The sequence below is a fragment of the Psychroflexus aestuariivivens genome (assembly GCF_004010055.1).
Classification (GTDB): domain Bacteria; phylum Bacteroidota; class Bacteroidia; order Flavobacteriales; family Flavobacteriaceae; genus Psychroflexus; species Psychroflexus aestuariivivens.
The window spans coordinates 1-24,763 of the sequence record NZ_RQVT01000048.1; the positions used below are offsets into that span (position 1 = coordinate 1).

31 protein-coding genes are annotated in these 24,763 nt (G+C 31.5%); 20 read left to right on the forward strand and 11 right to left on the reverse strand.

Annotation, left to right across the window (positions count from 1 at the left end):
• On the reverse strand, window positions 1-1,695 hold a 1,695-nt coding region (locus EIG86_RS08105), incomplete at its 3' end, for a BspA family leucine-rich repeat surface protein (RefSeq protein WP_127845672.1).
• Between the two features lie 375 nt (window positions 1,696-2,070).
• On the opposite strand from EIG86_RS08105, the gene EIG86_RS08110 reads away from it, so the two are divergent.
• The 3 genes from EIG86_RS08110 to EIG86_RS08120 all read left to right on the forward strand — a co-directional run bounded on the left by EIG86_RS08110 (window position 2,071) and on the right by EIG86_RS08120 (window position 4,523).
• Window positions 2,071-3,102, forward strand: a complete 1,032-nt coding sequence (locus EIG86_RS08110; protein WP_127845673.1) for a sensor histidine kinase — start codon at window positions 2,071-2,073, stop codon at window positions 3,100-3,102.
• 3 nt (window positions 3,103-3,105) lie between these two features.
• Window positions 3,106-3,855 carry a LytR/AlgR family response regulator transcription factor gene (locus tag EIG86_RS08115; RefSeq protein WP_127845674.1) on the forward strand — a complete coding sequence of 250 codons (750 nt, stop codon included), beginning with the start codon at window positions 3,106-3,108 and terminating at the stop codon, window positions 3,853-3,855.
• Window positions 3,856-4,028: 173 nt separating this feature from the next.
• On the forward strand, window positions 4,029-4,523 hold the full coding sequence (locus tag EIG86_RS08120) for an outer membrane protein (protein WP_127845675.1): 495 nt from the start codon (window positions 4,029-4,031) through the stop codon (window positions 4,521-4,523).
• A 98-nt stretch (window positions 4,524-4,621) separates the two neighbouring features.
• Here the strand turns inward: EIG86_RS08120 and EIG86_RS08125 are convergent, their stop codons facing one another.
• A complete protein-coding gene (locus EIG86_RS08125) occupies window positions 4,622-5,032 on the reverse strand; it encodes a T9SS type A sorting domain-containing protein (RefSeq protein ID WP_127845676.1) in 411 nt (136 codons plus the stop codon).
• A gap of 126 nt (window positions 5,033-5,158) precedes the next feature.
• Here EIG86_RS08125 and EIG86_RS08130 point away from each other — a divergent pair, with 126 nt between their 5' ends.
• A complete protein-coding gene (locus tag EIG86_RS08130) occupies window positions 5,159-6,511 on the forward strand; it encodes a TlpA family protein disulfide reductase (RefSeq protein WP_127845677.1) in 1,353 nt (450 codons plus the stop codon).
• Window positions 6,512-6,731: 220 nt separating this feature from the next.
• Entirely contained in the window at window positions 6,732-7,286 is a 555-nt protein-coding gene (locus EIG86_RS08135; RefSeq protein ID WP_127845678.1) for a hypothetical protein, read from the forward strand.
• A gap of 494 nt (window positions 7,287-7,780) precedes the next feature.
• Here EIG86_RS08135 and EIG86_RS08140 read toward each other — a convergent pair whose 3' ends face one another.
• Genes EIG86_RS08140 through EIG86_RS08150 form a run of 3 tightly spaced genes read right to left on the reverse strand, consistent with a single transcriptional unit; the run spans window position 7,781 to window position 9,176 of the window.
• Window positions 7,781-8,053, reverse strand: a complete 273-nt coding sequence (locus EIG86_RS08140) for a DUF2971 domain-containing protein (protein WP_127845679.1) — start codon at window positions 8,051-8,053, stop codon at window positions 7,781-7,783.
• Between the two features lie 9 nt (window positions 8,054-8,062).
• Complete coding sequence (locus EIG86_RS08145; RefSeq protein ID WP_127845680.1) at window positions 8,063-8,473, reverse strand: hypothetical protein; 411 nt, start codon at window positions 8,471-8,473, stop codon at window positions 8,063-8,065.
• Window positions 8,474-8,528: 55 nt separating this feature from the next.
• Window positions 8,529-9,176 (reverse strand): rhomboid family intramembrane serine protease, encoded by a 648-nt coding sequence (locus tag EIG86_RS08150; protein WP_127845681.1) that lies wholly within the window; start codon window positions 9,174-9,176, stop codon window positions 8,529-8,531.
• A 51-nt stretch (window positions 9,177-9,227) separates the two neighbouring features.
• On the opposite strand from EIG86_RS08150, the gene EIG86_RS08155 reads away from it, so the two are divergent.
• A complete protein-coding gene (locus EIG86_RS08155) occupies window positions 9,228-10,109 on the forward strand; it encodes a lysophospholipid acyltransferase family protein (RefSeq protein ID WP_127845682.1) in 882 nt (293 codons plus the stop codon).
• 42 nt (window positions 10,110-10,151) lie between these two features.
• Here the strand turns inward: EIG86_RS08155 and glmM are convergent, their stop codons facing one another.
• A complete protein-coding gene (gene glmM / locus EIG86_RS08160; RefSeq protein WP_127845683.1) occupies window positions 10,152-11,534 on the reverse strand; it encodes a phosphoglucosamine mutase in 1,383 nt (460 codons plus the stop codon).
• A gap of 105 nt (window positions 11,535-11,639) precedes the next feature.
• On the opposite strand from glmM, the gene EIG86_RS08165 reads away from it, so the two are divergent.
• On the forward strand, window positions 11,640-12,236 hold the full coding sequence (locus EIG86_RS08165; RefSeq protein ID WP_127845757.1) for an acyl carrier protein phosphodiesterase: 597 nt from the start codon (window positions 11,640-11,642) through the stop codon (window positions 12,234-12,236).
• Window positions 12,233-12,925 carry a hypothetical protein gene (locus tag EIG86_RS08170; protein ID WP_127845684.1) on the forward strand — a complete coding sequence of 231 codons (693 nt, stop codon included), beginning with the start codon at window positions 12,233-12,235 and terminating at the stop codon, window positions 12,923-12,925. Before EIG86_RS08165 ends, EIG86_RS08170 begins: the two co-directional genes overlap by 4 nt.
• Here the strand turns inward: EIG86_RS08170 and EIG86_RS08175 are convergent.
• The 5 genes from EIG86_RS08175 to EIG86_RS08195 form a co-directional block, all read right to left on the reverse strand.
• Complete coding sequence (locus EIG86_RS08175) at window positions 12,912-13,283, reverse strand: DoxX family protein (RefSeq protein ID WP_127845685.1); 372 nt, start codon at window positions 13,281-13,283, stop codon at window positions 12,912-12,914. The two genes, EIG86_RS08170 and EIG86_RS08175, sit on opposite strands and share 14 nt — an antisense overlap.
• A 65-nt stretch (window positions 13,284-13,348) precedes the next feature.
• Window positions 13,349-13,900 (reverse strand): DUF4252 domain-containing protein, encoded by a 552-nt coding sequence (locus EIG86_RS08180; RefSeq protein ID WP_127845686.1) that lies wholly within the window; start codon window positions 13,898-13,900, stop codon window positions 13,349-13,351.
• Between the two features lie 6 nt (window positions 13,901-13,906).
• The gene (locus EIG86_RS08185) at window positions 13,907-14,443 is read right to left on the reverse strand and encodes a DUF4252 domain-containing protein (protein WP_127845687.1); all 537 of its coding nucleotides are present in this window, start codon (window positions 14,441-14,443) and stop codon (window positions 13,907-13,909) included.
• Window positions 14,444-14,449: 6 nt separating this feature from the next.
• Window positions 14,450-14,884: a hypothetical protein gene (locus EIG86_RS08190; RefSeq protein WP_127845688.1), complete on the reverse strand. Its 435-nt coding sequence runs from the start codon at window positions 14,882-14,884 to the stop codon at window positions 14,450-14,452.
• Entirely contained in the window at window positions 14,874-15,380 is a 507-nt protein-coding gene (locus tag EIG86_RS08195; protein WP_127845689.1) for an RNA polymerase sigma factor, read from the reverse strand. The genes EIG86_RS08190 and EIG86_RS08195 overlap by 11 nt, the downstream gene beginning before the upstream one ends.
• 104 nt (window positions 15,381-15,484) lie before the next feature.
• On the opposite strand from EIG86_RS08195, the gene EIG86_RS08200 reads away from it, so the two are divergent.
• The 12 genes from EIG86_RS08200 to EIG86_RS08255 all read left to right on the forward strand — a co-directional run bounded on the left by EIG86_RS08200 (window position 15,485) and on the right by EIG86_RS08255 (window position 24,741).
• Complete coding sequence (locus EIG86_RS08200) at window positions 15,485-16,909, forward strand: S41 family peptidase (RefSeq protein ID WP_127845690.1); 1,425 nt, start codon at window positions 15,485-15,487, stop codon at window positions 16,907-16,909.
• A gap of 47 nt (window positions 16,910-16,956) precedes the next feature.
• Window positions 16,957-17,199, forward strand: coding sequence for a hypothetical protein (locus EIG86_RS08205; protein ID WP_127845691.1), 243 nt, complete (start codon window positions 16,957-16,959; stop codon window positions 17,197-17,199).
• Window positions 17,181-17,567: a type II toxin-antitoxin system RelE/ParE family toxin gene (locus EIG86_RS08210; RefSeq protein WP_127845692.1), complete on the forward strand. Its 387-nt coding sequence runs from the start codon at window positions 17,181-17,183 to the stop codon at window positions 17,565-17,567. The genes EIG86_RS08205 and EIG86_RS08210 overlap by 19 nt, the downstream gene beginning before the upstream one ends.
• A gap of 68 nt (window positions 17,568-17,635) precedes the next feature.
• Window positions 17,636-18,661, forward strand: a complete 1,026-nt coding sequence (locus EIG86_RS08215; protein WP_127845693.1) for a hypothetical protein — start codon at window positions 17,636-17,638, stop codon at window positions 18,659-18,661.
• 212 nt (window positions 18,662-18,873) lie between these two features.
• Window positions 18,874-19,956 (forward strand): glycine cleavage system aminomethyltransferase GcvT, encoded by a 1,083-nt coding sequence (gcvT, locus tag EIG86_RS08220; protein ID WP_127845694.1) that lies wholly within the window; start codon window positions 18,874-18,876, stop codon window positions 19,954-19,956.
• Window positions 19,957-20,041: 85 nt separating this feature from the next.
• Window positions 20,042-20,848, forward strand: a complete 807-nt coding sequence (locus EIG86_RS08225) for a sugar nucleotide-binding protein (protein WP_262707803.1) — start codon at window positions 20,042-20,044, stop codon at window positions 20,846-20,848.
• Window positions 20,849-20,924: 76 nt separating this feature from the next.
• Complete coding sequence (locus EIG86_RS08230; RefSeq protein ID WP_127845696.1) at window positions 20,925-21,209, forward strand: 4a-hydroxytetrahydrobiopterin dehydratase; 285 nt, start codon at window positions 20,925-20,927, stop codon at window positions 21,207-21,209.
• Window positions 21,210-21,300: 91 nt separating this feature from the next.
• The gene (locus tag EIG86_RS08235) at window positions 21,301-21,930 is read left to right on the forward strand and encodes an NAD(P)H-dependent oxidoreductase (protein WP_127845697.1); all 630 of its coding nucleotides are present in this window, start codon (window positions 21,301-21,303) and stop codon (window positions 21,928-21,930) included.
• Between the two features lie 69 nt (window positions 21,931-21,999).
• The gene (locus EIG86_RS08240; protein WP_127845698.1) at window positions 22,000-22,455 is read left to right on the forward strand and encodes a DUF4442 domain-containing protein; all 456 of its coding nucleotides are present in this window, start codon (window positions 22,000-22,002) and stop codon (window positions 22,453-22,455) included.
• 142 nt (window positions 22,456-22,597) lie between these two features.
• Window positions 22,598-22,792, forward strand: coding sequence for a hypothetical protein (locus EIG86_RS08245; protein WP_127845699.1), 195 nt, complete (start codon window positions 22,598-22,600; stop codon window positions 22,790-22,792).
• An 87-nt stretch (window positions 22,793-22,879) separates the two neighbouring features.
• Window positions 22,880-23,431, forward strand: coding sequence for an NADPH-dependent FMN reductase (locus EIG86_RS08250; RefSeq protein WP_127845700.1), 552 nt, complete (start codon window positions 22,880-22,882; stop codon window positions 23,429-23,431).
• A complete protein-coding gene (locus EIG86_RS08255) occupies window positions 23,428-24,741 on the forward strand; it encodes an anthranilate synthase component I family protein (RefSeq protein WP_127845701.1) in 1,314 nt (437 codons plus the stop codon). The genes EIG86_RS08250 and EIG86_RS08255 overlap by 4 nt, the downstream gene beginning before the upstream one ends.
• The last annotated feature ends 22 nt before the right edge of the window (window positions 24,742-24,763 follow it).

Below are 24,763 nucleotides of genomic sequence, written 5' to 3' on the forward strand. Positions count from 1 at the left end.
GCTTCCGGCACTAGAACCATCACTTAAATCAACAGTTACATAAGCACCATCTTCATTCATATTCGGATCCCAAACCCAGTAAAAATCGGGACTTAGATTATTATAACTTAAACTATTCATATCAACTGTGGCTTGATAAGGATTGCCAATAAAACTGAAATCATCAGTATTTTCTCCTAAATTATCAACTAAAACATCTCCTATTTTCAAATTTCCAGTCGCTCTCAAAGTGGTTTCATTTTCTGCATCGTTACCTGTCAAATCTATTGTCCGATCCCCTCTAACATACAGTCTATATGGTATTCCAGCTTCCAAATCGTCTAAATCTGTATTGGTCACGTCTGTCCAAGCTTGGGTTGCATTATCATAACCAAAAAATGATAAATTGCCAGTTTCTGTTTGGTCAAAGCCATTAGCACCAGTTGTACTTCCAGTAATATGCGTTCCATAGCCTATAGGTGATGCTCCATTTTCTTGCCAGTTTTCTAAAATATTTGTTTCCGAATCTACAGCCGAAGTGACAAACCTGAAACTTCGATTTGCAGGGAAGTAACGTTCAACTTCTATTGTGCCGTTTCCTGAAATTGAGCCATTAAATTCATCCAATTGACCAGTTGAATTTTGATTGCTTTTAAACGTGATTTGACCATTGTTGATTAATGATTTTTTAACCTCCAATCCATCATATACTTTAAGAATCTTATTTGTATTGACTGTGAGATTTTTTGCTTGAATAGCGTTGGTAATATCATAAGTTGAATTGACGATTGCTTCATCATTAGCGTTTGGAGCACCATTATCCCAATTATTTGAGTTAACCCAAGTGGTTATTTTACATTCATCGCCCCATAGAGGTTTTAAGCTTAGATTATTGTCTAAGTTAGAATTTGAGAAAAAACTTGGTTCAGTTGTTATATTTTCAACACACCAACCTGAAATGTCTTTTTTGAACGAAGATGCATTAGAAAACATACTATTCATATTCGTTACACTAGACACATCCCAACTGTTTAAGGCTTGGTTAAAAAAAATTGCAGAATTAAACATCCTATTCATATCTGTTACTTTAGACACATCCCAATTGTTTAAGGCTTGGTTAAAAATAAATGCAAAGCGAAACATCCTACTCATATCAGTCACATTAGACGTATCCCAATCACCAATATCTTTATTGAATGAACTAGCATCATAAAACATACCTGTCATAAGCTCAACGCTTGAGGTATCCCAAGCACCGATATCTTGATTGAAATCAAAAGCCTGACTAAACATTTCACTCATATCAGTCACATTAGACGTATCCCAAGCCCCCGTATCTTGATTAAAATCAGTGGCACCAAGAAACATTCTACTCATATCAGTCACATCAGACGTATCCCAATGGCTGATATTTTGATTAAAACCAGGTCGATGCTGAAATAAACTGCTCATATCGGTAATGCCTGAGGTACAGGATAGGCCAATTTGAGTGTCGTAGATATTGTCAGTTATTAATAAAAACAATTGGGGTTCTGTGCGTTTGGTGAGGGTTTTCTGTACTCCATTTATGGTAAGTGTACCACTTTCTCCTACGGCTGCATTTGGGCATTTACAAGTGCCGTTTTCTAAATAAAAATTAGGATTGTTTTGAGCAAAAGTTGAAAAATTGATAAAAAGGGCGAACATCGCCAATTGAAGGAATTGTTTTAAATTCATAAGATTGAATTAATTAGTTAGTTAATTTATAATTTTAATATTTAAAGACCTTAAAATCAATAAATTTGAATTCTTTGAGTTAAGCGAAGCATAAATATATAAGCTAAAGTAAGTAAAAATACTAAAGCCACATATTATTTTTAAGGTTCAAAATTGCATTCAAAATTAAAACTTACAAAACAATGAAAGAACTTCTCAAAACCCTAAAAAATACAAGCATCAAATCCTGAATAGTGATTCAAAACACAAAGAAATAAAATTTTCAAAATCGATGATATTACCAATTCATCATGTTAATTTACCGACTGGTCAAAAAACTGATGCTAAACTTCAATATTCAATTGATATTTGTGTGAACATTTAAACACAAAACTTATGAAATCAACATTTTTACAACAAATTATTCGATTCATCATCATTTCAATCGTAATTGCAGTGTTCATACGCTTGATCAATTTTGCAGGATCAAATTTTCAAGTTGAAGAACTATTCGATGGAAAATCTTTCTTAATCAATTTCATGTATGCGTTTATCATCGGTATATCAAACATTACTTTCTTTGAAATTATTCTAAAAAAATACTCATGGCAAAAAGACGCAAAAACACTGCTATGGCTAGGAATTGCAGGCTCTGTTGTGCTTTCAACTTTAGCATTTTTTGTGGCTAGACTATTGCATATCGTTATAATTTTAGATTATTCTTTTGCTGAATTTTTGGAAATGGAAACCGTGCTGAACTATGTGGTTGCTGTATTCATCGCTTTAATTGTGACTTTGGCATTTCATGCATTTTACTTCTATAAAGCATTAAAAGACACGGAACTCAGTACACAACAAAATCTGACAGAAACGGCCAAAGCCAAGCACGAAGCATTAAAAAACCAATTAGATCCGCACTTTTTATTCAATAGTCTGAACGTGTTGTCATCTTTAATTGAAGAAAATCAAAGCCGTGCCGTCCAATTTACCAATGCTTTGTCCAAGATTTATCGTTATGTGCTGGACCAACGTCAAGCCGACCTGGTTGAAGTCTCTTCAGAAATTGAATTCGCCAAAACCTACATCGATTTGCTCAAAATGCGTTTTGAGGACAGCATCACTTGTTCGATAAATATTGATCATCAGGATCTTAAAATTGTCCCTTTATCTTTACAATTACTTTTAGAAAATGCCATCAAACACAATAAAATTTCTGAATTGAAACCACTTCATATTAAAATTTACAATGAAAATAATAAATTTCTAATCGTTGAAAATAACCTAAATTTGAAGAGAAACATCAAGCAAAGCACAGGAATTGGATTGGATAACATTAAATTCAGATATGAAGCTGTTGTGGATCGAACCATTGAAATTGAAAAAACTGAAAGCCACTTCCGAGTAAAATTACCATTGATAAAAGCCTAAGCTATGCAAAATATAGTCATCGTAGAAGATGAAAAGCCAGCCGCTAGACGTTTGGAGCGAATGCTCAAGGATTTGAATATGGAAGTACTCATCCAATTGAATTCTGTAGAAGCCGCAATCAGTTGGTTTAAAAATAATCAGAAAGTTGATTTGATATTTTTGGATATACAACTTAGCGATGGTTTATCTTTTGAAATTTTTGAAGCAGTTGATATTCAGGCTTCAATCATATTTACTACCGCTTATGATGAATATGCGTTACGCGCCTTCAAACTCAACAGCATCGATTATTTATTAAAACCTATCGATCCTTATGAATTAAAAACAGCTGTTGAAAAATATAAAAAATTCAATTCGACCAACACAATTGATGCGGCGTTAATACAGTCTTTAATGCAACAACATACAACAGAACAAAACACCAAAACCAGATTTGCCGTTAAAGTGGGCAATCACATCAAAACTTTCAACACCGAAGAAATCACATGCTTTTACAGCGAATATAAAGCCACTTCCCTACTTAGTAGAGACGGCAAAAATTATGTTATGGATGAATCTCTAAATCAATTGGAAAATCAATTGTCTTCATCACAATTTTTTAGAGTCAATCGCAGTCATATCGTTAATTTTGATGCCATTCAAGATATTGTGGCCTATTCTTCCAGTCGTTTAAAACTGGTCTTGCAAAATTGCGACCACAAGATTGTTGTCAGTCGAGAACGCGTCTCAACTTTCAAAACATGGTTAGGATAATGATTTTCAATTATGTATAAATCATTTTTTTAATTAAAATTTTAGATTAAATATTTATATTTTTTTGAATTAATAATTTTTTAAAAATATATTAACCAAACTTTAGCTGAACAATTGTTAATCCAAGCTTGATATAAGTTAGATTTACACCTACACAATTTAAAATTAGATTTATGAAGAAGTTACTTATTGCAGCTTGCTTTTTAGCAGGCTTCGGATTTCAATCGCAAGCACAATCGATTTCTGAAAATGCGTTAGGCTTAAGATTTGGAGGTAACAATGGGTTTGGTGGCGAGATTTCTTACCAACGTGCTTTGGGAGAAAATAATCGATTTGAAGTTGATTTAGGGTGGCGAAATGACAAAAACTTTGATGCCTTCAAACTAACGGGATTGTACCAGTGGGTTTGGAATCTTGAAGGTGGTTTCAACTGGTTTGCTGGTATTGGTGGTGGATTTGGTAGCGTAAGCTACGACGACCGTTTTAATAATGGCGATTTTGATGAAGATAGCGAAACCTTTTTCTATGGTGCTGCTAATATTGGTATAGAATACAATTTCGACATCCCATTATTGATTGCCTTAGATTTTAGACCTGAAATTGGTTCAGGTGAATACAGCGATGATTTAGATTTGGATGTTGCTTTATCACTGCGTTACCAGTTCTAAAACCATACATTTAAAAAATATAAAAGCACTTCAAAATAAATGAAGTGCTTTTTCTTTATGTCTTGAATCTATATATTTAACATTTACAGGAAATTCATTTAGTTCACGATGATTTTATGAGTTTCAATTGAAAGATTTTGACCTGACAAAACCACAAAATAAACACCTTTTGTCAATACCTCTCTTAAATCTAATTCCAGTTTATTATTAAAATTGTCAAGCTGCTTTGAAAATATCCTTTTACCAGATGCATTATAAATAGATACATTTGCTAAGTTGGCTTTAGAATTTGTATTTTCAATAGAAAAACTTCCATTATTCGGATTTGGATAAACCACCCAGCTTCTCGTTTCAAAATTTATGGTTCCAAGGTTACTATCCGGAACGTAAATAGACATAAACAAATTCCTATTTTCATCCAGACCAAGTCCTTCCAAAAAATTGGGAGTAAAACTTAATTCATCTTGAAAAGCATCTGAAGTGGTAATATATTGATCGCTGTTAGTCAAACCCAACACATAAAGTTTATCATCAATAACAGAAGTATGAAAAATTTTATTTTTAGATAATTAATTTTCAAATTAGTGTTGAATTGTTATTATTGTAATTTGAAGTTAAATATTAAAAACACACTCATGCTTAGAATTATCAGTACCATTTTTTCTATCCTCATAAGTTTTTCGCTACATGCCAAGTCTGGAAAAGCAACTATCTCTGGGCAAATTGAAAATCATACTTCGTCATCAATTAGAATTTCCCATTTAAACAATCAGAAACTGGTTTCAGCAGAATTAGATGAACAAGGAAATTTTAAAATGACAACTAAAATTGAAGATGGGTTTTACTTTCTAAAATACGGCCGAAATACTAGCTTAATTTACCTTTATCCCAAAGATAAATTAGACATAACTTTTGATGCTAAAGACTATAAAAGTACACTTACTTTTAACGGCAAAGGTGCAACTAGAAATAATTATCTTGTAAATAAAGATAAACTTGAATCTGAACTTACAAAAGATCTAGAAGCTTTTTATAAAGTCAATGAAGAGGATTTCTTAAAGAACATTCAAGAAATTAAAAAAGTTCACTTGTCAGCTTTGTCTGAGTATGAGGTTGAAAAAATTTTTAAAACTGCTGAAAAAAAATCATTGGAGTATAATCGTCTTCTAAGTATTCAGAATTATGAATCTAATTATAAATTTTATCTAGGTGAAGAAATCACTGTATCTAAAGATTTCACGAACCCGATCAAATCTCTTGATTTAAAAAATAAAGAAGATTATAAAAAACAACCTTATTACCGCTATTTGGTAAATTCTGTCTGGAGTGAACGCATCGACGAAGCTAAAGATGTGGGAGGCATGTTAAATGTCTTACGCAATATAAAATCTCAAGATTTGCTTGTTAGTTTAGTGAATGGAGCTTACTCTAAAATCTCTTCTAATAAAGAGCGCGCAAAAGATTATCTCGACCTCATAAAACAGGTCACCACACATGAACTATTCATCGAAAGGGCTGAGAAGAAATATCAAGAAACAGTTCGTTTTGAAAGTTTAAAAAAAGGTAATATTTCTCCTGAGTTTAGCTATGAAAATGTTAATGGCGAAATAATTAGTCTAAAAGATTTAAAAGGTAAATATGTATATATCGATGTCTGGGCAACTTGGTGTGCGCCTTGCCTGAAACAAATCCCTTACTTAAAAAAACTAGAACACACTTATAAGGATAATAACATCGTTTTTGTAAGTATATCAGTAGATAAGAAAGAAGTAAAAAAAACTTGGAAACAAACAATAAAAGACAAAAAACTCACTGGAATTCAGCTTTTTGCAGACAAATCATTCGATAGTGATTTTATGAATGCTTATGCAGTGAATAGCATTCCTCGTTTTATACTAATTGATCCAAAAGGCAAAATCATAAATCCAGAAGCGCCAAGACCTTCTTTTGAGAAAACTAAAACTCTTTTAGATCAGTTATTGAAATAAAACTAAAGCCTCAAAAAGAAATTTTAAAAAACTATAAAATTGCATGTGAAGAACACCGTTTCACCCTAAAATTCAAAGTGAATTCATTCAATTTCAAAACAAATAAGCTAAGGAAATTTCAGAAAGAGCAGAATCCATAAGAATTGAATATATTGGGAAGTTGTGCATCAGTTTGAAATCACTCACTAAAATATAAATAATAAAAAAATAATATTCATAAATGCAGATTGTATATTTTCTTGTTGCCGTAGTTGGATTAGCAATGTTCATTTGGGGCAGTCTAGTTCTTATAAAGGTATTTAAAAACAAAACTATCTCAGAATTAGACTTAACTGGAAAACCAAATAAAATAAAATTAGATAAAAGTGGATTATATTCTATTTGTGTTGTTGGTGGTGGATACATTAAAAACAGAGGGAATTTCGCAGCTGAAATAAAGATTAATGATAAAGGAATTCCATTTTCTGAAACGATACCAAAATTTAGATTTCGATTTAAAGGTAGATTAGCAACTGAATATTATAAATTTAAAGTTAAAGAAGTTGGAGAATATAGTATATCAATTAAGAATATATCAGACTTGGAAGTAAAAGAATCTATGCTGTTTACAAAAAGATTAATTCAAAATAAAGTGCCAATAAACTATATTAATTTAATAGTTAAACGAACAACTTCGAATCTCAGATTTATAAGCGGGCTATTAATGGCAATTTTTGGATTTAATATTAGCGGATGGGGAATAATATTGGCATTTAATCCGCATATCTTTAATTAATAAAACCGAATGCACAGCAACGTATATAATTCATTGCTAGTGCAATCTTACTTACGAAAATCCTCGCAGATTTTCTATTCGGTTTGTATTTGCTAAATCAGTTGCTGAAATACGCAACTAAATCATACACAAAACCGATAGCGTTGAAAATCTGTAATCCAGTTTTGAAATCATCTCATTTCATAAATTTTATTTTCATTTGTAAATTGAGAGATTTTGAATTTATACTTAAACTTTTCTTTGAAGCTTGTCAAAAGTTGAGATATATCTTCCTTCTGTTCATCATCTAGATTATTGCCTAAAATTATTTCTTCGATCTCAATACTTGGATGATACTCAATATATTCTCTAATATATTTTTCATCATTAGTTTCATCCCTTAAAATAGATTCGCGTTCGGTTAAAAATACTTTGAAGAAATATCTTACCTCATTATTATAAGCAATATCTTTATAAATCGCTTCATGATTATGTTCTTCATAATTTGTTTTTTCTTAATTAAAAAAAAGTCTGACTTCTTTTTCTGACTTAAATTTATTTTGCTTGTGAAAAGCTAAAAGCTCTAATATTCTTTCTGGAAAATTTTCATAGGTAAAATTGTTATTTTCACGTCTAAATTTTTCAGCTAGGGTTTTTAATTTTTCAATATTTCCTAAACCCGTCCTTCCGTACTTTATATTACCAAAAAGAAATTCATGTTCTTTGTTATAATTTAATTTAAACTTCAGGACAACTCCTTTCCCTTTATTACCATATTTTTCCCACATAAAAGAATTTTACCGAGTTTCATCATCATTAATACATGCGGATAAAGCAAAACAATTTTTTTTATGGTCACTTATATTTTTTGTATTTGGACTAAAAACCTCAGAATTATTAAAAACTCCAGATGCAAAATGTAATTCTTCAATATCTTCAAGATGTCTAAATTCTGACAATCTGAAATATCCATAATTGAGAATGCAGGTCAAGGCTTGTAAGGATGTGAAATGTATATAAGAATCATCTTTACTGACTTCGTAGTTTGTTTCTTTAAATAAATCTTTATAATTAAATTTACCAGAAAATTCTCCTGCATTGTAAGAATTATCAAAATTGGAATGTGGAAAAACCACTTTGAAAACTTCCTTGTCAAATTTATCCATCATTTCAATTATGTCTTCAAAATCTGTATATGCTTCATCCATCTATATTTGTTTAAAGTTGAATTTATTCTTACTAAAGATACTATAAACCAAGTGATTATAGTTTACCCAATTTCTGTAAAACAAATAAAACAATTATTGGTACGGCCAAAAGCACAACCATAAGCAAGTGTTCTTGCAACACCCAAGGCGAAAGTAAAAGTGTGATAAAATAACCGCCCATTGCCCCTCCAAAATGTGCATCATGCCCAACATTGTCTCGTCTGGCGCGCATGGCCCAAATGGAGTAAAACAAATAACCAATTCCAAAAACATAGGCTGGAATAGGAATGATAAAAAACAAGCCTAACATCATGTCTGGTTGAAGTAAAATTGCTGCATAAAGCACACCCACCACTGCTCCACTTGCGCCAACTGCGGTGTATTGACTTTCATCCTTATGGAAATATAAAGACAGCAAATTTCCGAGAATTAAACTTCCAAAATACACCAATAAAAACCCACCAGTGCCTAAAAAACTAACCACATTGGATGCAAAAAAATAAAGCGTTAGCATGTTTACAAGTAAATGAGTATTGTCAACATGCAAAAAACCTGACGAAAGCACTCTGATTTTTTCTCCAGCCTGAATGGAAGAGACGTGAAATTTATACTTATGAAAAAAACCAGAATCGTTAAATCCTTTAAATGAAGCCATTACATTTGCTGCAATGATGACAATAACTACAATATCAATTCCACCCATAATTTACTAGCTTAAGTTCAAATATAATTATCTTTGCCGAAATTTCTGTAAATGCACGCACTGGTTTTTTATTTAGTTTATCCATGGATTTGGTTGATATCCATTTTACCTTTTCGGGTTTTATATTTTCTTTCAGATTGCTTTTTTATTTTGATTTATAGAATTTTTGCTTATCGCAAAAAAGTGGTTCTAGATAATTTGAATTTAGCTTTTCCTGAAAAAACAAAAAAAGAGAAAGCCATTATAGCAAGAGATTTCTACAAACACTTTTGTGATATAATTTTTGAATCATTCAAATCATTAACAATTTCCGAGGAAGAAATTAAAAAAAGATTTGTTCCCGTGAATATTGAAGAAATTCAAAAAATCGAAAATGAAGGTAATAGCGTAATCATAATGATGGCACATTACGCCAATTGGGAATGGATTTTTATCATGCAAAGATATGTAAAATCCAGAGGTTATGGCGTTTATAAACGATTGAGAAACAAATATTTTGATAAATTAGTCAAGAAAATACGTGCCAAATACAATACTGATTTAATCACAACCAAAGAAACCATTCCTATTCTGCTCCAAGGAAAAGCTAAAAATGAAACATCCATCAGTGGTTTTATTTCTGATCAATCGCCTAAAATTAATAAAGCATTTCATTGGCAAAAATTTATGGGAATTGAGGTTCCAGTTCATACTGGAGCAGAAATGTTGGCAAAAAAATTAAATACTAGCGTCGTATTTTGTAGTGTTTCAAAAATTAAACGCGGACATTATGAAGCGCGCTTCAAAACAATTGCGAAAAATCCTAGGCAATTTGCTGATTACGAGATTACCGATCATTTCTTGAAGTTGGTAGAAAGACAAATTAAATCTGCACCTGAATATTATTTATGGACGCATAAGCGATGGAAACACGCAAAAAAATCCAAAAACTAAGTCTGTTTTTGGATTTTTTAAATTTAACTTTAAATAATTAAATTACGCTAAATCTTTGATTTCCTGGATAAATCTTTGGGCAAGTTTATCTGCTTCATTTTGACTTTTGGCCTCAGTATAAATCCTGATAATTGGCTCTGTGTTAGATTTCCTTAAATGAACCCAATTTTCAGGAAAATCAATTTTAACACCGTCAATCGTGCTAATTTTTTCAGATTTATATTCTGAAGCTATGGAATTTAGGATTTGATCAACATCTAAATCTGGCGTTAATTCTATTTTCTCTTTAGCCATATAATATGAAGTATAGGTTCCACGTAGGTCAGATACTTTGGTTTCTCTTTCAGCTAAAAGGCTTAAAAATAAAGTAACACCAGCCAAACTATCACGACCGTAATGCAATTCTGGGTAAATGATTCCACCATTGCCTTCACCTCCTATCACAGCATTTACTTCTTTCATTTTGGCAACCACATTTACTTCTCCGACAGCGCTAGCATGGTAAGTGCAGCCGTGCTTTTCGGTAACATCTCGTAAAGCTCTGGAAGATGATAAGTTACTAACAGTATCGCCTTTGGTTTTACCAAGGACATAATCTGCTACACTTACCAAAGTGTATTCTTCGCCGAACATTTCTCCATTTTCGTCGACCAAAGCCAGGCGATCGACATCCGGATCTACAGCAATTCCAAGATCAGCATTTTCACTTACCACAGTTTTTGATAATTCTTTTAAATTTTTGGCTAGTGGTTCTGGATTGTGTGGAAAGTGACCATTTGGTTCACAATATAATTTGATAACTTCTACGCCCAACATTTCTAAAAGTGGTGGAATAGAAATTCCCCCAGTAGAATTGACAGCGTCCACAACAACTTTAAATTTCGATTGTTTTATTTGCTCTACATTTACCAAAGGCAAAGCCATTACTTCTTCTATGTGTAAATCAATATAGGCATTATGGTAGTTTATTTTTCCTAAATTATCAACATCAGCAAAATCAAAATCTTCTTGCTCAACGTAATCTAGAATTTGCTGACCTTCGGCAGCATTCAGAAATTCGCCATCTTTATTGAGTAATTTCAATGCATTCCATTGTTTAGGGTTATGACTTGCAGTCAAAATAATACCACCATCAGCATGTTCTAAAGTGACAGCCATTTCGACAGTTGGAGTCGTAGACAGTTCTAAATCAACTACGTTTATGCCCATTCCTGACAAGGTGTGCATCACTAAAGATTGAACCATTTCACCAGAAATTCGAGCATCTCGACCAACAACAACCTTATATTGATCTTTATTGCGTTGATTTTTGATCCACTTGCCATAAGCTGAAGAAAATTTAACGACATCAATGGGTGTTAAATTTTCACCAACACCTCCGCCAATCGTGCCTCGAATGCCTGAAATAGATTTGATTAAAGTCATAATATTTTATAGTTTAAAGTTTTTCAATGCCGTAAATATACAAGTCATTTATTTTAAGTCATAAAATATTTGCGAAAAGTGACAATTAAATTTACATTTATATCGATGAATTATCTGGCTCACATATATCTATCTGGAAATAACGATTTTTTGAAAATCGGAAATTTCATTGCAGATGAAATTAAAGGCAAATCTTACAAATCTTTTCCTAAACCAATACAAAAAGGAATCTTGTTGCATCGCCAAATTGATAATTTCACGGATCATCATTCTATTGTTTCTAAAAGTGCTTCTCGGTTTTTTGCAGATTTTGGTCACTATAATACAGTAATAGTGGATGTGATTTACGATCATATTTTAGCTAAGAACTGGAGTGAATACTCCATTGTTCCTTTGGATGAATTTGTGGATGATTTTTATAATTTAGTTCTCATTTACAAACAAATTTTACCACCGCGTGTTTCAAAAATGTTACCATATATGATTGATCAGAATTGGCTTCTGAATTATGCTTCCTTGAAAGGAATCACACAAATATTGAAACAGATGAATAACCGAACTATTCATGAAACCAGATTGCATGAAAGCATTCAAATATACCTCGAATATCAAAAGGAATTCGACTTAGAATTTAAGAACTTTTTCGAAGAGATTCAGAGCTTTTGTAAAAATGAAATTCAAAAAGTAAAACCGGAATTATGAAAAAATTTTTCAAAATATTTGGTATAATAATTTTATTGATTATCACAACCTTAGTTATTGTAGGTTGGTCAATATCGGAAGATTTACCAGAAGGTAAATCTGGAGCTAATGCAGATCAATTGGCAGAAAAAATACTCGAGTCTATAAATCATGATGCATACCAAAACACAAGTATAATTTCATGGAATTTTGCAGATTTACATGATTATGAATGGCATAAAAATGAGAATTATGTTATCGTAGATTTTGATGAAAATAAAGTCCAACTAAATTTGAAAGATTATGCTAAAAGTAAAGTTTTAGAACCACAATCTATTTCAGAAGAAAATCAAAAAAAATTGATTGATGAAACTGTAAAATATTTCAATAATGATTCCTTTTGGCTTGTTGCGCCACACATGATTATGGATAAGAATGTTGAACGAAAAATCGTAAAACACGATGGCAAAAATGCGCTTTTGGTAACATTTAAAAAAGGAGGAACAACGCCTGGCGATTCTTATTTGTGGATTGTAGACGAAAATTATAGACCAAAAGCTTTCAAAATGTGGGTGTCAATTATCCCAATTGGTGGGTTGAAAGCTGAATGGAAAGACTGGGAACTTACAAATACAGGTGTAATGATGTCTACTAAAAAAACAATTTTCAGCTTTCCTATCGAAATTAAAAACCTTTCTACTGTAAACTAGAATAAATAATAACAGCGCTCATTACTAACATTAAAAAAGCAGGAACTGATCTTTTGATAGAATCGCCTATTTTAATATGCATTCCGATTGCTCCTATCATTAAAATAGCCATTCCAGTAGCACCAATTATAGCAATTTCTGGATTCCAAATGCTGAGAACTAAAATAGTTGCAAAACCGATTTTCAGAAATCCAATAACAGGAACAAACCAAGTTGGCAAGCCATATTTTAGAAATTCATCATTCATATTTTGAGCTTCGCCCCCACGCCATTCTGTGGGTTTATTAAATCTAAAAATCCAAACATTAATAATTCCTAATGCTATAATTATTTTTAAAATAAGTATTAGTGTATCCATAAATAATTTTTAATAAATATCTTAATTTACAGACACACTAGTACTAAAATAACAAAAAATTAATTTTATTTTATCATTTTTTCATTCTCGAAAGATTCTCCAAGCATTTGACCAAAGCTTTCAAACTCTTCTAATTCCATTTCATCGGCCATTTCCATAAGTTTGACTAGATCGTTTGGATTTAATTTTTCACCTAACATTCTTACCAACAACATGCCTGTATTATCATCCGCACCGAAGAAAATCATTTCTTCTATTTTTTCTTCTGAACCGCTGTACAAAAATTGCGCTTGAAGGTCTTGACCATTAAATTCTATCAAAGATTTATATTCTGATTTTTTCAAGATTTCTAAAACTTTTGTTTTTTCTCCTTCAAAATCAACTTCTTCGACATTGGATTTGAGTGCCAACATGTTTATTTTTCGAATTTTTTTGATAGATTCTTGTTCTTCAACCTTAAGTTTCTCAAAATTTGGCACCAACAAGTCTGAAGAAACACTAGCGGTTATAAAGTGTCTGTTAGAGTCCTTGTCTACCAAATATTTTTGTAAACTTGGTTCGCTGCTGCAACTACTCAATAGAATTACAGAAACTAATAAACTAAATATTGTTTTCATAATTATTTATTTTTCGTTGTCTAGGTTTTCAAGTGATTTTCCACCTGGAATATTCATTTTTTGCGTCAATTTTGAGATGTTTTTCAAATCTATATTACCGTTAATCATCATCAATACAGATTGTTCATCGCCAATATCTACAGAATTTATAAACATTACCAATTGGTTGACAAAATCCTCCGATTTCCCGGGTTTGATGTAGAACTTAATCTGTTTACCTTCATCGTTGACTTGCATGAGTTCTTCAAGATTGTTTTTTGTTCTATAGGTTTCAAAATCTTTCTTCAATTCACCAGCGTATTTTGAGTTTTCGGTGGTAAAAATCTTTACATCGTCAAGATTTTCAACAATATTGATATACATCTGAGTTTCTTCATCTTCGCTGTCCATATCTAATTTACTCATCAGTTTGAACATGTTTTTGTTCACAATAATCGAAGTAATCTCTCGAACATCATCGTATTTTGAGAAATCTTGTGCGGTCATATTTCCGCTTAGTAAAATTGCAATAGCAATTATTCCAAAAGTTTTTAGTGTTTTCATCTTTTATTATTTAATAAGTTTATTTTTTTGTTCGCTGAATACTTCTACATATTCCAATTTTTCGAGGCCTTGATTCATATTCTCTGAAATCATTTTCAGAGCTTGTTGGGTTTCTTCAAAAGCCATTTTAGCTGCTTTCAATTCTTGTTGTTCTTGGTAAAGGTTGAATAACCATACGCTGCCTAAAATCACTATAAAGCTTGCGGCTACTTTCATCCAAAGTGGTTTCATTTTCACCTTTCGTTGGGGTTGCCATTTGGAGTGATAAGATAGATTTTTGGCTTGTTCAAAATAAGCAAATAAGGGTCTGTAAACTTCAAATTCTGAAGCAATATCGTGTTCAGTAAAATAGGTTTTAAGATGTTGTTCTTCTTCTAAAGTACTATTCCCATTGTCGTACTTTTCCAAAAGTTTAGAAATATATTTTTTGCTAAAGTCCATAATTCTTAATTTTCATTAATTCCTCTTTAATTTTCTTTCGTCCTCTAGAAATTGCCACTCTTACTGAGGTCGGATTCATTTCCAGAATATCTTCAATCTCCTTATTATTATACTGTTCAATATCTCGTAATTGAATGACAGCTCGCTCCTGCTCTGGTAATTTTTCAATAATTCTGGCTACAATACTCATTTCTTCTTTAGCTTCCAAAGCGGTTTCTAAACCAGAATGTTGCAAAGCAAAATTGGAGTGTACCAAAGAAATGTTGTTGTTATTCTTTAATTTGAGTTGATCATAACAATGATTTTTTGTCATCGTCATGGCGTAAGCTTCAATGTTTTTATACTTGTCAAATTTTTTTCGCATTTTCCATAATTTCATCAAAATATCCTGAGTAGAATCCTGTGCTGCATCCCTCGATTTAAGTAATCGCAATGATAACCTGAAAATTTTATCTTGAAAAACAGAGACAGTATTTACGAATTCTTCAGATTTCATTGTTTGGTTTACTTCATTTATTAGGAAGACGACGCAACTTTAGTTTTGTTACAAAGCTTTAGATTCTATAAATTTGATTATTTTTAGCCTAAATTAATTCAACTATGAAATTTATTAAAACATTTGCAATATTTCTGATTTCTTTACTGATTATCTCTTCTTGTCAAGATGATCGAGATGATAATATCAGTAATATAAATAGTTTAGCCGATCAAGAAGCAATTAAAAATTTCATTTGGCAAGCCATGAACATTTTTTATGTCTATAAAAGTGATTCAGAAGATTTAGCCGATGATCGCTTTAGTAATAATAACGAATATGAGAATTTTTTAGAAAGTTACGATTCTCCTCCCGCTTTATTTTATGATTTATTAGCAGGTCAAGACAGGTTTAGCATAATTGTAGATGATTTCGTTGAATTAGAAAACAGTTTAGAAGGTATTTCTATCCAAAATGGCATGAGATTCGGTCTTTTACAATTAGAAGAAGATTCTAACGTGGTTTTTGGATATGTGCGCTATGTATTGCCAGGTTCTCCTGCAGATCAAGCGGGTTTGCAGCGTGGTGATATTTTTAACCGTTTAAATGGACAAGTTTTTGATGCAGAAATGAATTTCAGTTCACTTTTTGCGCCAGATTCTTACACTATAGGACTTGCGGAACTGAATAATAATGAACTGACAGAGCTAGATACCGAAGTGACTTTAAATAAAATTCAGATTACTGAAAACCCAATTCATACCTATTCTATTATCGAAACCAATAATTTGAAAGTGGGTTATTTGATGTATAATAATTTTAGATCAAGTTTTGATGACGAACTGAATGATGTATTTTCTGAATTTATGGCAGCAAATATAGACGAATTGGTTTTGGATTTGCGTTACAATGGTGGTGGCAGTATTGAAAGCGCCAAAGATTTATCTAGTATGATTACGGGTCAATTTCAAGGTGAAGTTTTTGCAAAAACACTTTACAATAATAATTTTGATGAAGAAAATATAAATTTCGATGGTAGTTTACGCTCAGGTGCAAGCATAAATAGTCTAAATCTAAATCAAGTTTATATTTTAACAGGAAACTCAACAGCTTCTGCTAGCGAATTGGTCATCAATGCTTTAAATCCCTACATAAACGTAGTACAAATCGGAAGAACAACAGTTGGTAAATTTGAAGGTTCTACGACTTTGTATGACTCACAAGATTTCTCAAGAAACGATGTCAATTTAAATCATACATACGCTTTGCAACCTTTAATATTAAAGACTGCTAACAAAGTTGGATTTACAGACTTTTTCGATGGTTTACCACCAGATTTCGAGCAATTTGAAAATTTTGAAAATCTTGGTGTTTTAGGAAATCCTGATGAAACACTTCTAAATCGTGCTTTACAAGAAATGGGCGCAGATTTAGGTCGCCCAGCCCAGGAATCAGTAGCACCAAAATATCAACTTTTGGCTGAAGACGAAATGCAAAATCCAACTTACCAAAGAATGTATGTTGATGGTGGAAAAGTTGAGCAACATTAGAAAAAACAACTATTTTTTTTTGATATTTACAATAAAATTAGAAATAAATGGCAACAGTAGATAATATACGAAACGGATTAATAGATAAAATTTTATCTATTAAAAACAAAGATTTTTTATTAGCTCTTGACAAATTAATTGCCTCAAGTTCTTCTGATTCTGAAATAGTCGATTTGACTAAAGAACAGAAAATAATGTTGGAAATGAGTGAAGCTGATATCAAAAATGGACGATTGATTTCACAAGAGGCAATGGACAAACGAAATCTTGAATGGCTAAACGGAATATAAGGTGGACCCGTACTGCCGATATTCAGTATGTTGGAATACTAGAATATTGGGTCAAGCGAAATAAATCTGCAACTTACTCAAAGAAACTTATTAAAACTGTATCGGAACGAACTAAACAAATTTCTGAAACACCATTAATTTATAAAAAAACAGATTTTAAAGGTACTCGAGTAGCATCACTTAGAAATTATAGTATTTTTTATAAAGTATCCGAGCAGGAAATTATAATTACAGCATTCTGGGACAATCGACAAAACCCAAAAAAATTATTAAAGATTCTGACTGACAAAAAAAAACCTTGTACAACAAGGCGTAACGCTCATTGCGGAGTCGCTGATGAAATCATATTTCGGCTTTTATGCAAGTGAAATCATTAAAATGAAAAAATAATTGCTAATTTTCCCGTAACTAAGATGTTTACAAAACCGCAGGAAAAATGAACAATTCATTAAACTTCAGTAGAAACCTCATAATTTTCGGAATTCCTTTAAGTCTTTTAGGAACGCTAGTCTTTTTGATGAAATCTCCTTATTATATTGAAAATCCAATAATGGATTTAGCGATTTCTATCGACTTGTTAATTTCTGTTCCTATCGTTTATTTTCTCCTGATCCAAAAAACTAAAATACCTAAAACAACAGTAATTCCACTAATGTTAGGTGGACTTTTGATTGGTACTTATTTTTTACCACAAGAAAACCAGACTTATCTGAGGATTTTCAAAACCTGGGCATTACCAGTAATAGAAATCTCATTATTGACTTTTGTTTCATTAAAAATTCGTTCAGCGGTAAAGAAATACAAAAGCCTTCAACATACATCACCCGACTTTTTCGATACTCTAAAAGAAGTTTGTCATGAGATTCTTCCAAGAAATGTTGCACTTCTGTTTGCTACAGAAATTGCTGTAATCTATTATGGATTTATAAATTGGAAAAAACCTAAGCTTCAGGATAACGAATTTACTTATCACAAGAAAAGTGGTTCTCCTGCCCTATTTGGTGCATTTATTTTTTTAATAGCTATTGAAACAATGGCTCTACATTTTTTGATTTTGCAATGGAGTTCGATTGCTGCTTGGATATTAACAATACTCAGTATTTATACAGCAATTCAAATTCTGGGATTTGCAAAATCACTTTCAAAAAGACCGATTTCTATAAACAAAAACGGTTTGAACCTAAAGTACGGAATTTTGAATGAAACCGAAATTTCTTTTGATAACATAAAAAAAATTGAAATTTCAAGTAAAGAATTAGAAAAAAATGAGTTTACCAAAACGATCTCACCTTTAGGCGAATTAGAAAGTCATAATATAATCATCCATTTGAATAAAGAAAGTAAATTACTAGGTCTGTATGGAATGAAAAAGAAATTCAAAATCCTTAAACTACATATTGATGAGCCACTGGAATTCAAAAACAAAGTCGATAATGCTTTGAAAATAAATTCTGAAAAATAATCATTCTTTAAATTGCACGAAAACTTTTCATTTTACTTTAAAAAAATGATAGAACTGCCCCACATTTTATAATTACTAAAACTTGAAATAAATTTTTAGAACAAAATTTCTAAAGCAGAATTTCAATAAGTTTTGAAAAGTTTAGTTGAATCAAAAGCCTTTTCAATAGCAAAAGTTTAAATTTGCAAACATCAATTTTCGAAAAAAATATAATGAAAACAACGGCTTTAACTGAAGTACATAAAGCGCTCGGCGCAAAAATAGTTCCATTTGCAGGTTACGAAATGCCAGTTTCTTATGCTGGAGTCAACGAAGAACATCAGAATGTAAGAGAAAAACTTGGAGTTTTTGATGTATCTCATATGGGCGAATTTTTTGTAGAAGGCAAAGAAGCTCTGGATCTAATCCAGAAAATTACGACCAACGATGCTTCAAAACTTGTTGATGGACAAGCACAATATACTTGCATGCCCAACGAAAAAAACGGCATCGTTGACGATTTGATTATTTACAGATTTCATGCTGAAAAATTCATGATGGTCGTCAATGCTTCAAATATTCAAAAAGATTGGGATTGGATCAACAGTCACAATAATTTTGACGCCAAACTTACCGACGCTTCAGATGAATATTCTCTGTTAGCAATCCAGGGGCCAAAAGCTTTAGAAGCGATGCAGAAAATTTCACCTAAAGACCTAAGCGCTATAAAATTTTATCATTTTGAAGTTGGTGAATTTGCCGGCGCGCAAGATGTTATTATTTCTGCAACAGGCTACACCGGAAGCGGTGGATTCGAGATTTATTTCAAAAATAAAGATGCAAAGCAAATTTGGGAAAATGTTTTGGAAGCTGGTGAAGAATTTGGTATTCAACCGATTGGTTTGGCAGCTAGAGACACACTGAGATTAGAAATGGGAATGTGTCTTTATGGCAACGATATCGACGAAACAACTTCGCCAATTGAAGCCAAATTAGGATGGATTACAAAATTCACAAAAGATTTTATAAATTCAGAAAATTTAAAAAAACAAAAAGAAGAAGGCGTTCAGCGCAAACTCATCGCTTTTGAAATTAACGGAAAAGGTATTCCAAGACAAGGTTATGATATTTTGGATGCTGAAGAGAACAAAATTGGACACGTAACTTCAGGAACTATGTCACCAACTTTGAAAAAAGCTATCGGCATGGGTTATGTGAAAACTGAATTTAGTAAAATTGGCACTGAAATTTTAATTCAAATTAGAAAAAAGACAGTGTCTGCTACAATCGTAAAAACACCGTTTTACAAAGCTTAATAAAAAATATATGTCAAATTGAAGCCATTTCTTTTTATTGAAATGGCTTCATTAGTTTTAAAAAAATATCAAAAACACAAAAAAAATACTCATTTTAGGAGCAAGTGGATTCTTAGGACATTCGCTTTATAAGGAATTGTCTCCCTATTTCGATGTTTATGGCACATATCGAACCGATAATTTGCAAAACGACAAAAATAAACGTTTGTTTCAATGGGATTTAGAAACTGAAACTGTCAGTATTCTTTTGGAAGAACTGCAGCCAGATATTATTATTTCTGCTCTTCGTGGAAATTTTGAGGCACAAATTCACACCCATTTTGAAATCATTGCCTACATAATAGAGCGTCAAAGAAAATTGATTTTTCTATCTTCTGCTAATGTTTTCGATACATTTACAAATTATCCGTCTTACGAATATGACAAAACTTTGTCGCAAAGTATTTACGGAAGGTTCAAAATTAAAATTGAAAATGCATTGTTAAGATTACCAAACGAACTTTATAATATTGTTCGTTTACCGATGATTTACGGACATAAATCACCTCGAATAAGAGCGCTGAAGCTTCAACATGAGCTGAGAGAACCAATTGAAGTTTTTCCCAATGTAGTCATCAATGCTACAACTCATGACAAATTTAGTCAGCAATTGCATTATATTATAAATCGTGAATTGAAAGGCGTATTTCATTTAGGAAGTCAAAATTTAATACACCACAAAGAACTCATAGAAGACATTTTAGATGGATTAAAACTCGAAAATCCAATTTTGAAAAACGTTTATGATTCCAATGACGATCGCTACATCGCAGTTTTACCAAAAGACAATTTATTACCCAAAAATCTACAATTCACAGTAGAAGATGTTATACAAGATTCTATAAAAGTCTAAATGTGAAAATTCATTTAAAAAGGCTTAAATCTTATCTCTAGTCTATAATTATTCCTATATTGAAAATAAAAATATCATGGATAAATTATCAAAAACAGAAATTGAAAGCAAATTAAAAAATCTTGAAGGCTGGGAATTCAGTGAGAATTCAATCCAAACCTCCTTAGAATTTGACAATTTTAAAGATGCATTTTCCGCAATGACTAGAATTGCATTTGAAGCAGAAGCACAACAACATCATCCAAATTGGTTCAATGTTTATAACACCTTAGAAATTTCGCTATCTACGCATGATGCTGACGGTGTTACTGAAAAAGATTTCAAATTAGCTAAAGCCATTGAAAATATCGTTTCAGAATAAAAAATAACTACATTTAACAAAAGTTGAGTTAATTATAATCATAATTAAACAAACTTGAATTGAAAAATCTATATTTGCTCAAAAACAAATCATGGATAATATAAATGCTCTGCAATGGCGATATGCGACAAAAAAATTTGATGCTGAAAAAAAAGTCAATTCAGAACAAATTGAAATATTAAAGAAAGCATTTAACCTTACACCTACATCCTATGGTTTACAGCCCTTAAGGTTGATTATTATTAGCAATCAAGAATTGAAAAACAAACTTTTTGAACATAGTTTTAAGCAAATTCAAGTAAAAACTGCATCTCACCTCTTAGTGATTTGCACTGAAAATATGGTTGATTCAAAATTCATTAATAATAATTTTGAATTGCAAAAAGAAATCAGGGAAACAACCGATGAAATCATAAAGCCATTTCGTGAATTTTTGATTAAGAATTTTAATGATAAGTCTAAAACTGAAATCAAAACTTGGGCTGTTAATCAAGCTTACCTGGCACTCGGCAATCTTTTGACAGTTTGTGCTTCAGAAAAAATTGATGCCTGTCCAATGGAAGGTTTTGATAATAAGGCTTATGATAAAATTTTGAATTTAGGTGATAAAAATATTTCATCAAGTTTGGTTTTACCTGTTGGCTTTCGAGCTAAAGACGATGCTTTTGCAGATTTCAAAAAGGTAAGACGACCGCTTTCCGAAACTATTATTGAAATGTAAATTCTTCTAATTTTGAATTGAGATTCATTAGCTTTTATCTAAATTGCTGAAAGTTTCAATTCCAAATTAATGAAATTAACAGCTAGAAACATCAATTTATTTCTCCTCACAAAATTGCCATCAGCGTGGTTTTGTGGTGTCAGATTGACAAAAATTGATAATCAGATTTGCCAAACTCGAGTCAAGCATCGTTGGATTAACCAAAATCCATTCAAAAGTATGTATTTTGCAGTACAAGCTATGGCTGCTGAACTCAGTACTGGAGCCATTGTTATGCGTGAAATTCAAAATTCTAATACTAAAATTTCAATGCTTGTTGCTGAACAAAAATCTGAATTTCATAAGAAAGCTACTGGTAAAATTACTTTCAGTTGTCAAGATGTGAAACTAGTTAAGGAACAGATAGAAAAAGCCATTTCTACCAAACAAGGTCAAAGATTTTGGTTGACTTCGATAGCAAAAAATGAAGACGGAATTACTGTTTCAGAATTCAAATTTTTATGGACTGTAAAATGTAAAAAATAAGCATTGCAGTATTAGTTATAAATATGAATTTGATAATTTTTACTCAAAAAATCTTTTAAAAACTCATTTTTTTTCTTTTAATTTCATTATATTCACATAAAAATTTACATGATATAACATTACTTAACCAATACCTAAAAATATGTCTAGAGCAATGTTCGAGTACACTAAAGAGGTGCTCAAAAAAGTTAGCTTTGACCCAAAACTCTTCTGCAGAGAATTAGAAAAAGCATTGCAACGTTTGTTGCCTTATGAAATTGAAGAGTTGAAAAAGTTTATAATAGCACTTACTTCTAAAAATCCATCTCTGAAGCAATGCATGGTTTATTTAGAATAAATGGCTAAATTCTAACCTAAAAAACCCACTATTTTTGATAAAACAGTGGGTTTTTTCTTTATTTTTACATTTCAAAAAAATAAAGAAATGACTAAAATTTTAGCTTTTACAGGATCAAATTCTTCAAAATCCATTAATGAAAAGCTCCTAAAATATACAATAGAATTACTTATTGATGTAGATGTAGATGTAGATTACTCCAATCTGAACACTTTGGAATTACCAATCTATTCTGAAGATGAAGAAGAAAACAAAGGCATTCCAATAGATATTAGAATATTGTCTGAGCAAATTCAAAAATACGATGCTTTGGTTGTTTCTGTCAACGAGCACAATGGCGCCATGTCAGCATTTTTCAAAAACATTACAGATTGGTTATCAAGAAATAACAGCAAATATCTGGAAGGTAAAAACATATTTTTGATGAGTGCTTCTCCAGGTAAAGGCGGCGCAAAATCTTCATTGGAATATACAAAATCGAATTTTGAAAAATTTGGAGGCAAAATTGTTGAAAGCTTTAGTTTTCCACTTTTTCATGAAAATTTTGATGTAGAAAACAATAAAATAAATAGTGAAGATTTGGAACTTGGGTTGAGAGATGTTGTATCCAATTTTCTACAAAATATACTTGAAGATTGAGAAGCATTTGGCAACAAAAAATTGAAAATCCAACTCACTTTAAAAAACAACTTTTACACTGGGGAAACAAACATTCAGAAGTTGTTTTTTTAGATAGTCATGATTCATCTGCAAATACTAAATACAGCACCTATGATGCAGTTTTGGCCGTTGAGGCTTTCACAGCTATAAAAACTGATTATTTTGAAGCTTTTCAAAAACTTGATGAATATCAAAAAACTACAAACGACTGGTTGTTTGGATATCTGAGTTATGACTTGAAAAATAATTTAGAAAATCTGAAATCTGAAAATCTAGATGAATTAGAATTCCCTGAGTTGTATTTTTTTCAGCCACAAAAATTGTTTTTATTGAAAGGTGATTTACTGGAAATTCAGTACTTAAAACTGGTTGACAATGAAATAAAATCTGATTTAGAAATTATTTTAAATACTGAAACGAAGATCAATAGTAGCTCAAATCATATTCAAATGAAACCCCGCTGGGAAGAAGAAGAATATTTGTCTCGTGTTCAAGCGATATTGAATCACATTCAGCGTGGTGACATTTATGAAGTTAATTTCTGCCAAGAATTCTTTGCCAAAAATGCTAGCATTAATTTACTTTCAACTTATGAAAATCTGAGCGAAATCTCAAAAGCACCTTTTTCAACATTTTTAAGGTTAGAAAATTTTGAAGTTGCATCGGCTAGTCCAGAACGATTTGTGAAAAAAATTGGACAAAAACTAATATCACAACCAATAAAAGGTACTGCTAAAAGAAGCCAGAACAACATTGAAGATTTAGAATTGAAAACTAACTTGGCTAAAGATTCCAAAGAAATTTCAGAAAATGTCATGATTGTGGATTTGGTAAGAAATGACCTGTCCAAAACTGCCGAAAAAGCAAGCGTGTCTGTTGAAGAATTATGTGAAATTTATAGTTTTGAACAAGTTCACCAAATGATTTCAACAGTAACTTCTTCAGTAAAAAAAGAATATTCTGTCTCAGATATTCTCGCTTCATTATTTCCAATGGGAAGTATGACTGGGGCGCCAAAAGTTTCTGCAATGAAAATTGCAGAAAAATATGAATCGACAAAACGCGGATTGTACAGCGGCGCAATAGGTTACATTGCACCGACAGGAGATTTCGATTTCAATGTGGTTATAAGAAGTTTGCTTTACAATACGAAGAAAAAATATTTGTCTTATATGGTTGGCGGAGCCATCACTTCAAAATCGAAACCAAAAAATGAGTTTGAGGAGTGCCAGATAAAAGGAAAAGCTTTGCAATCTGCTGTAAATGCATCTTATATTACCGAAAAATAATATAAAAACAGTATTATTGTTA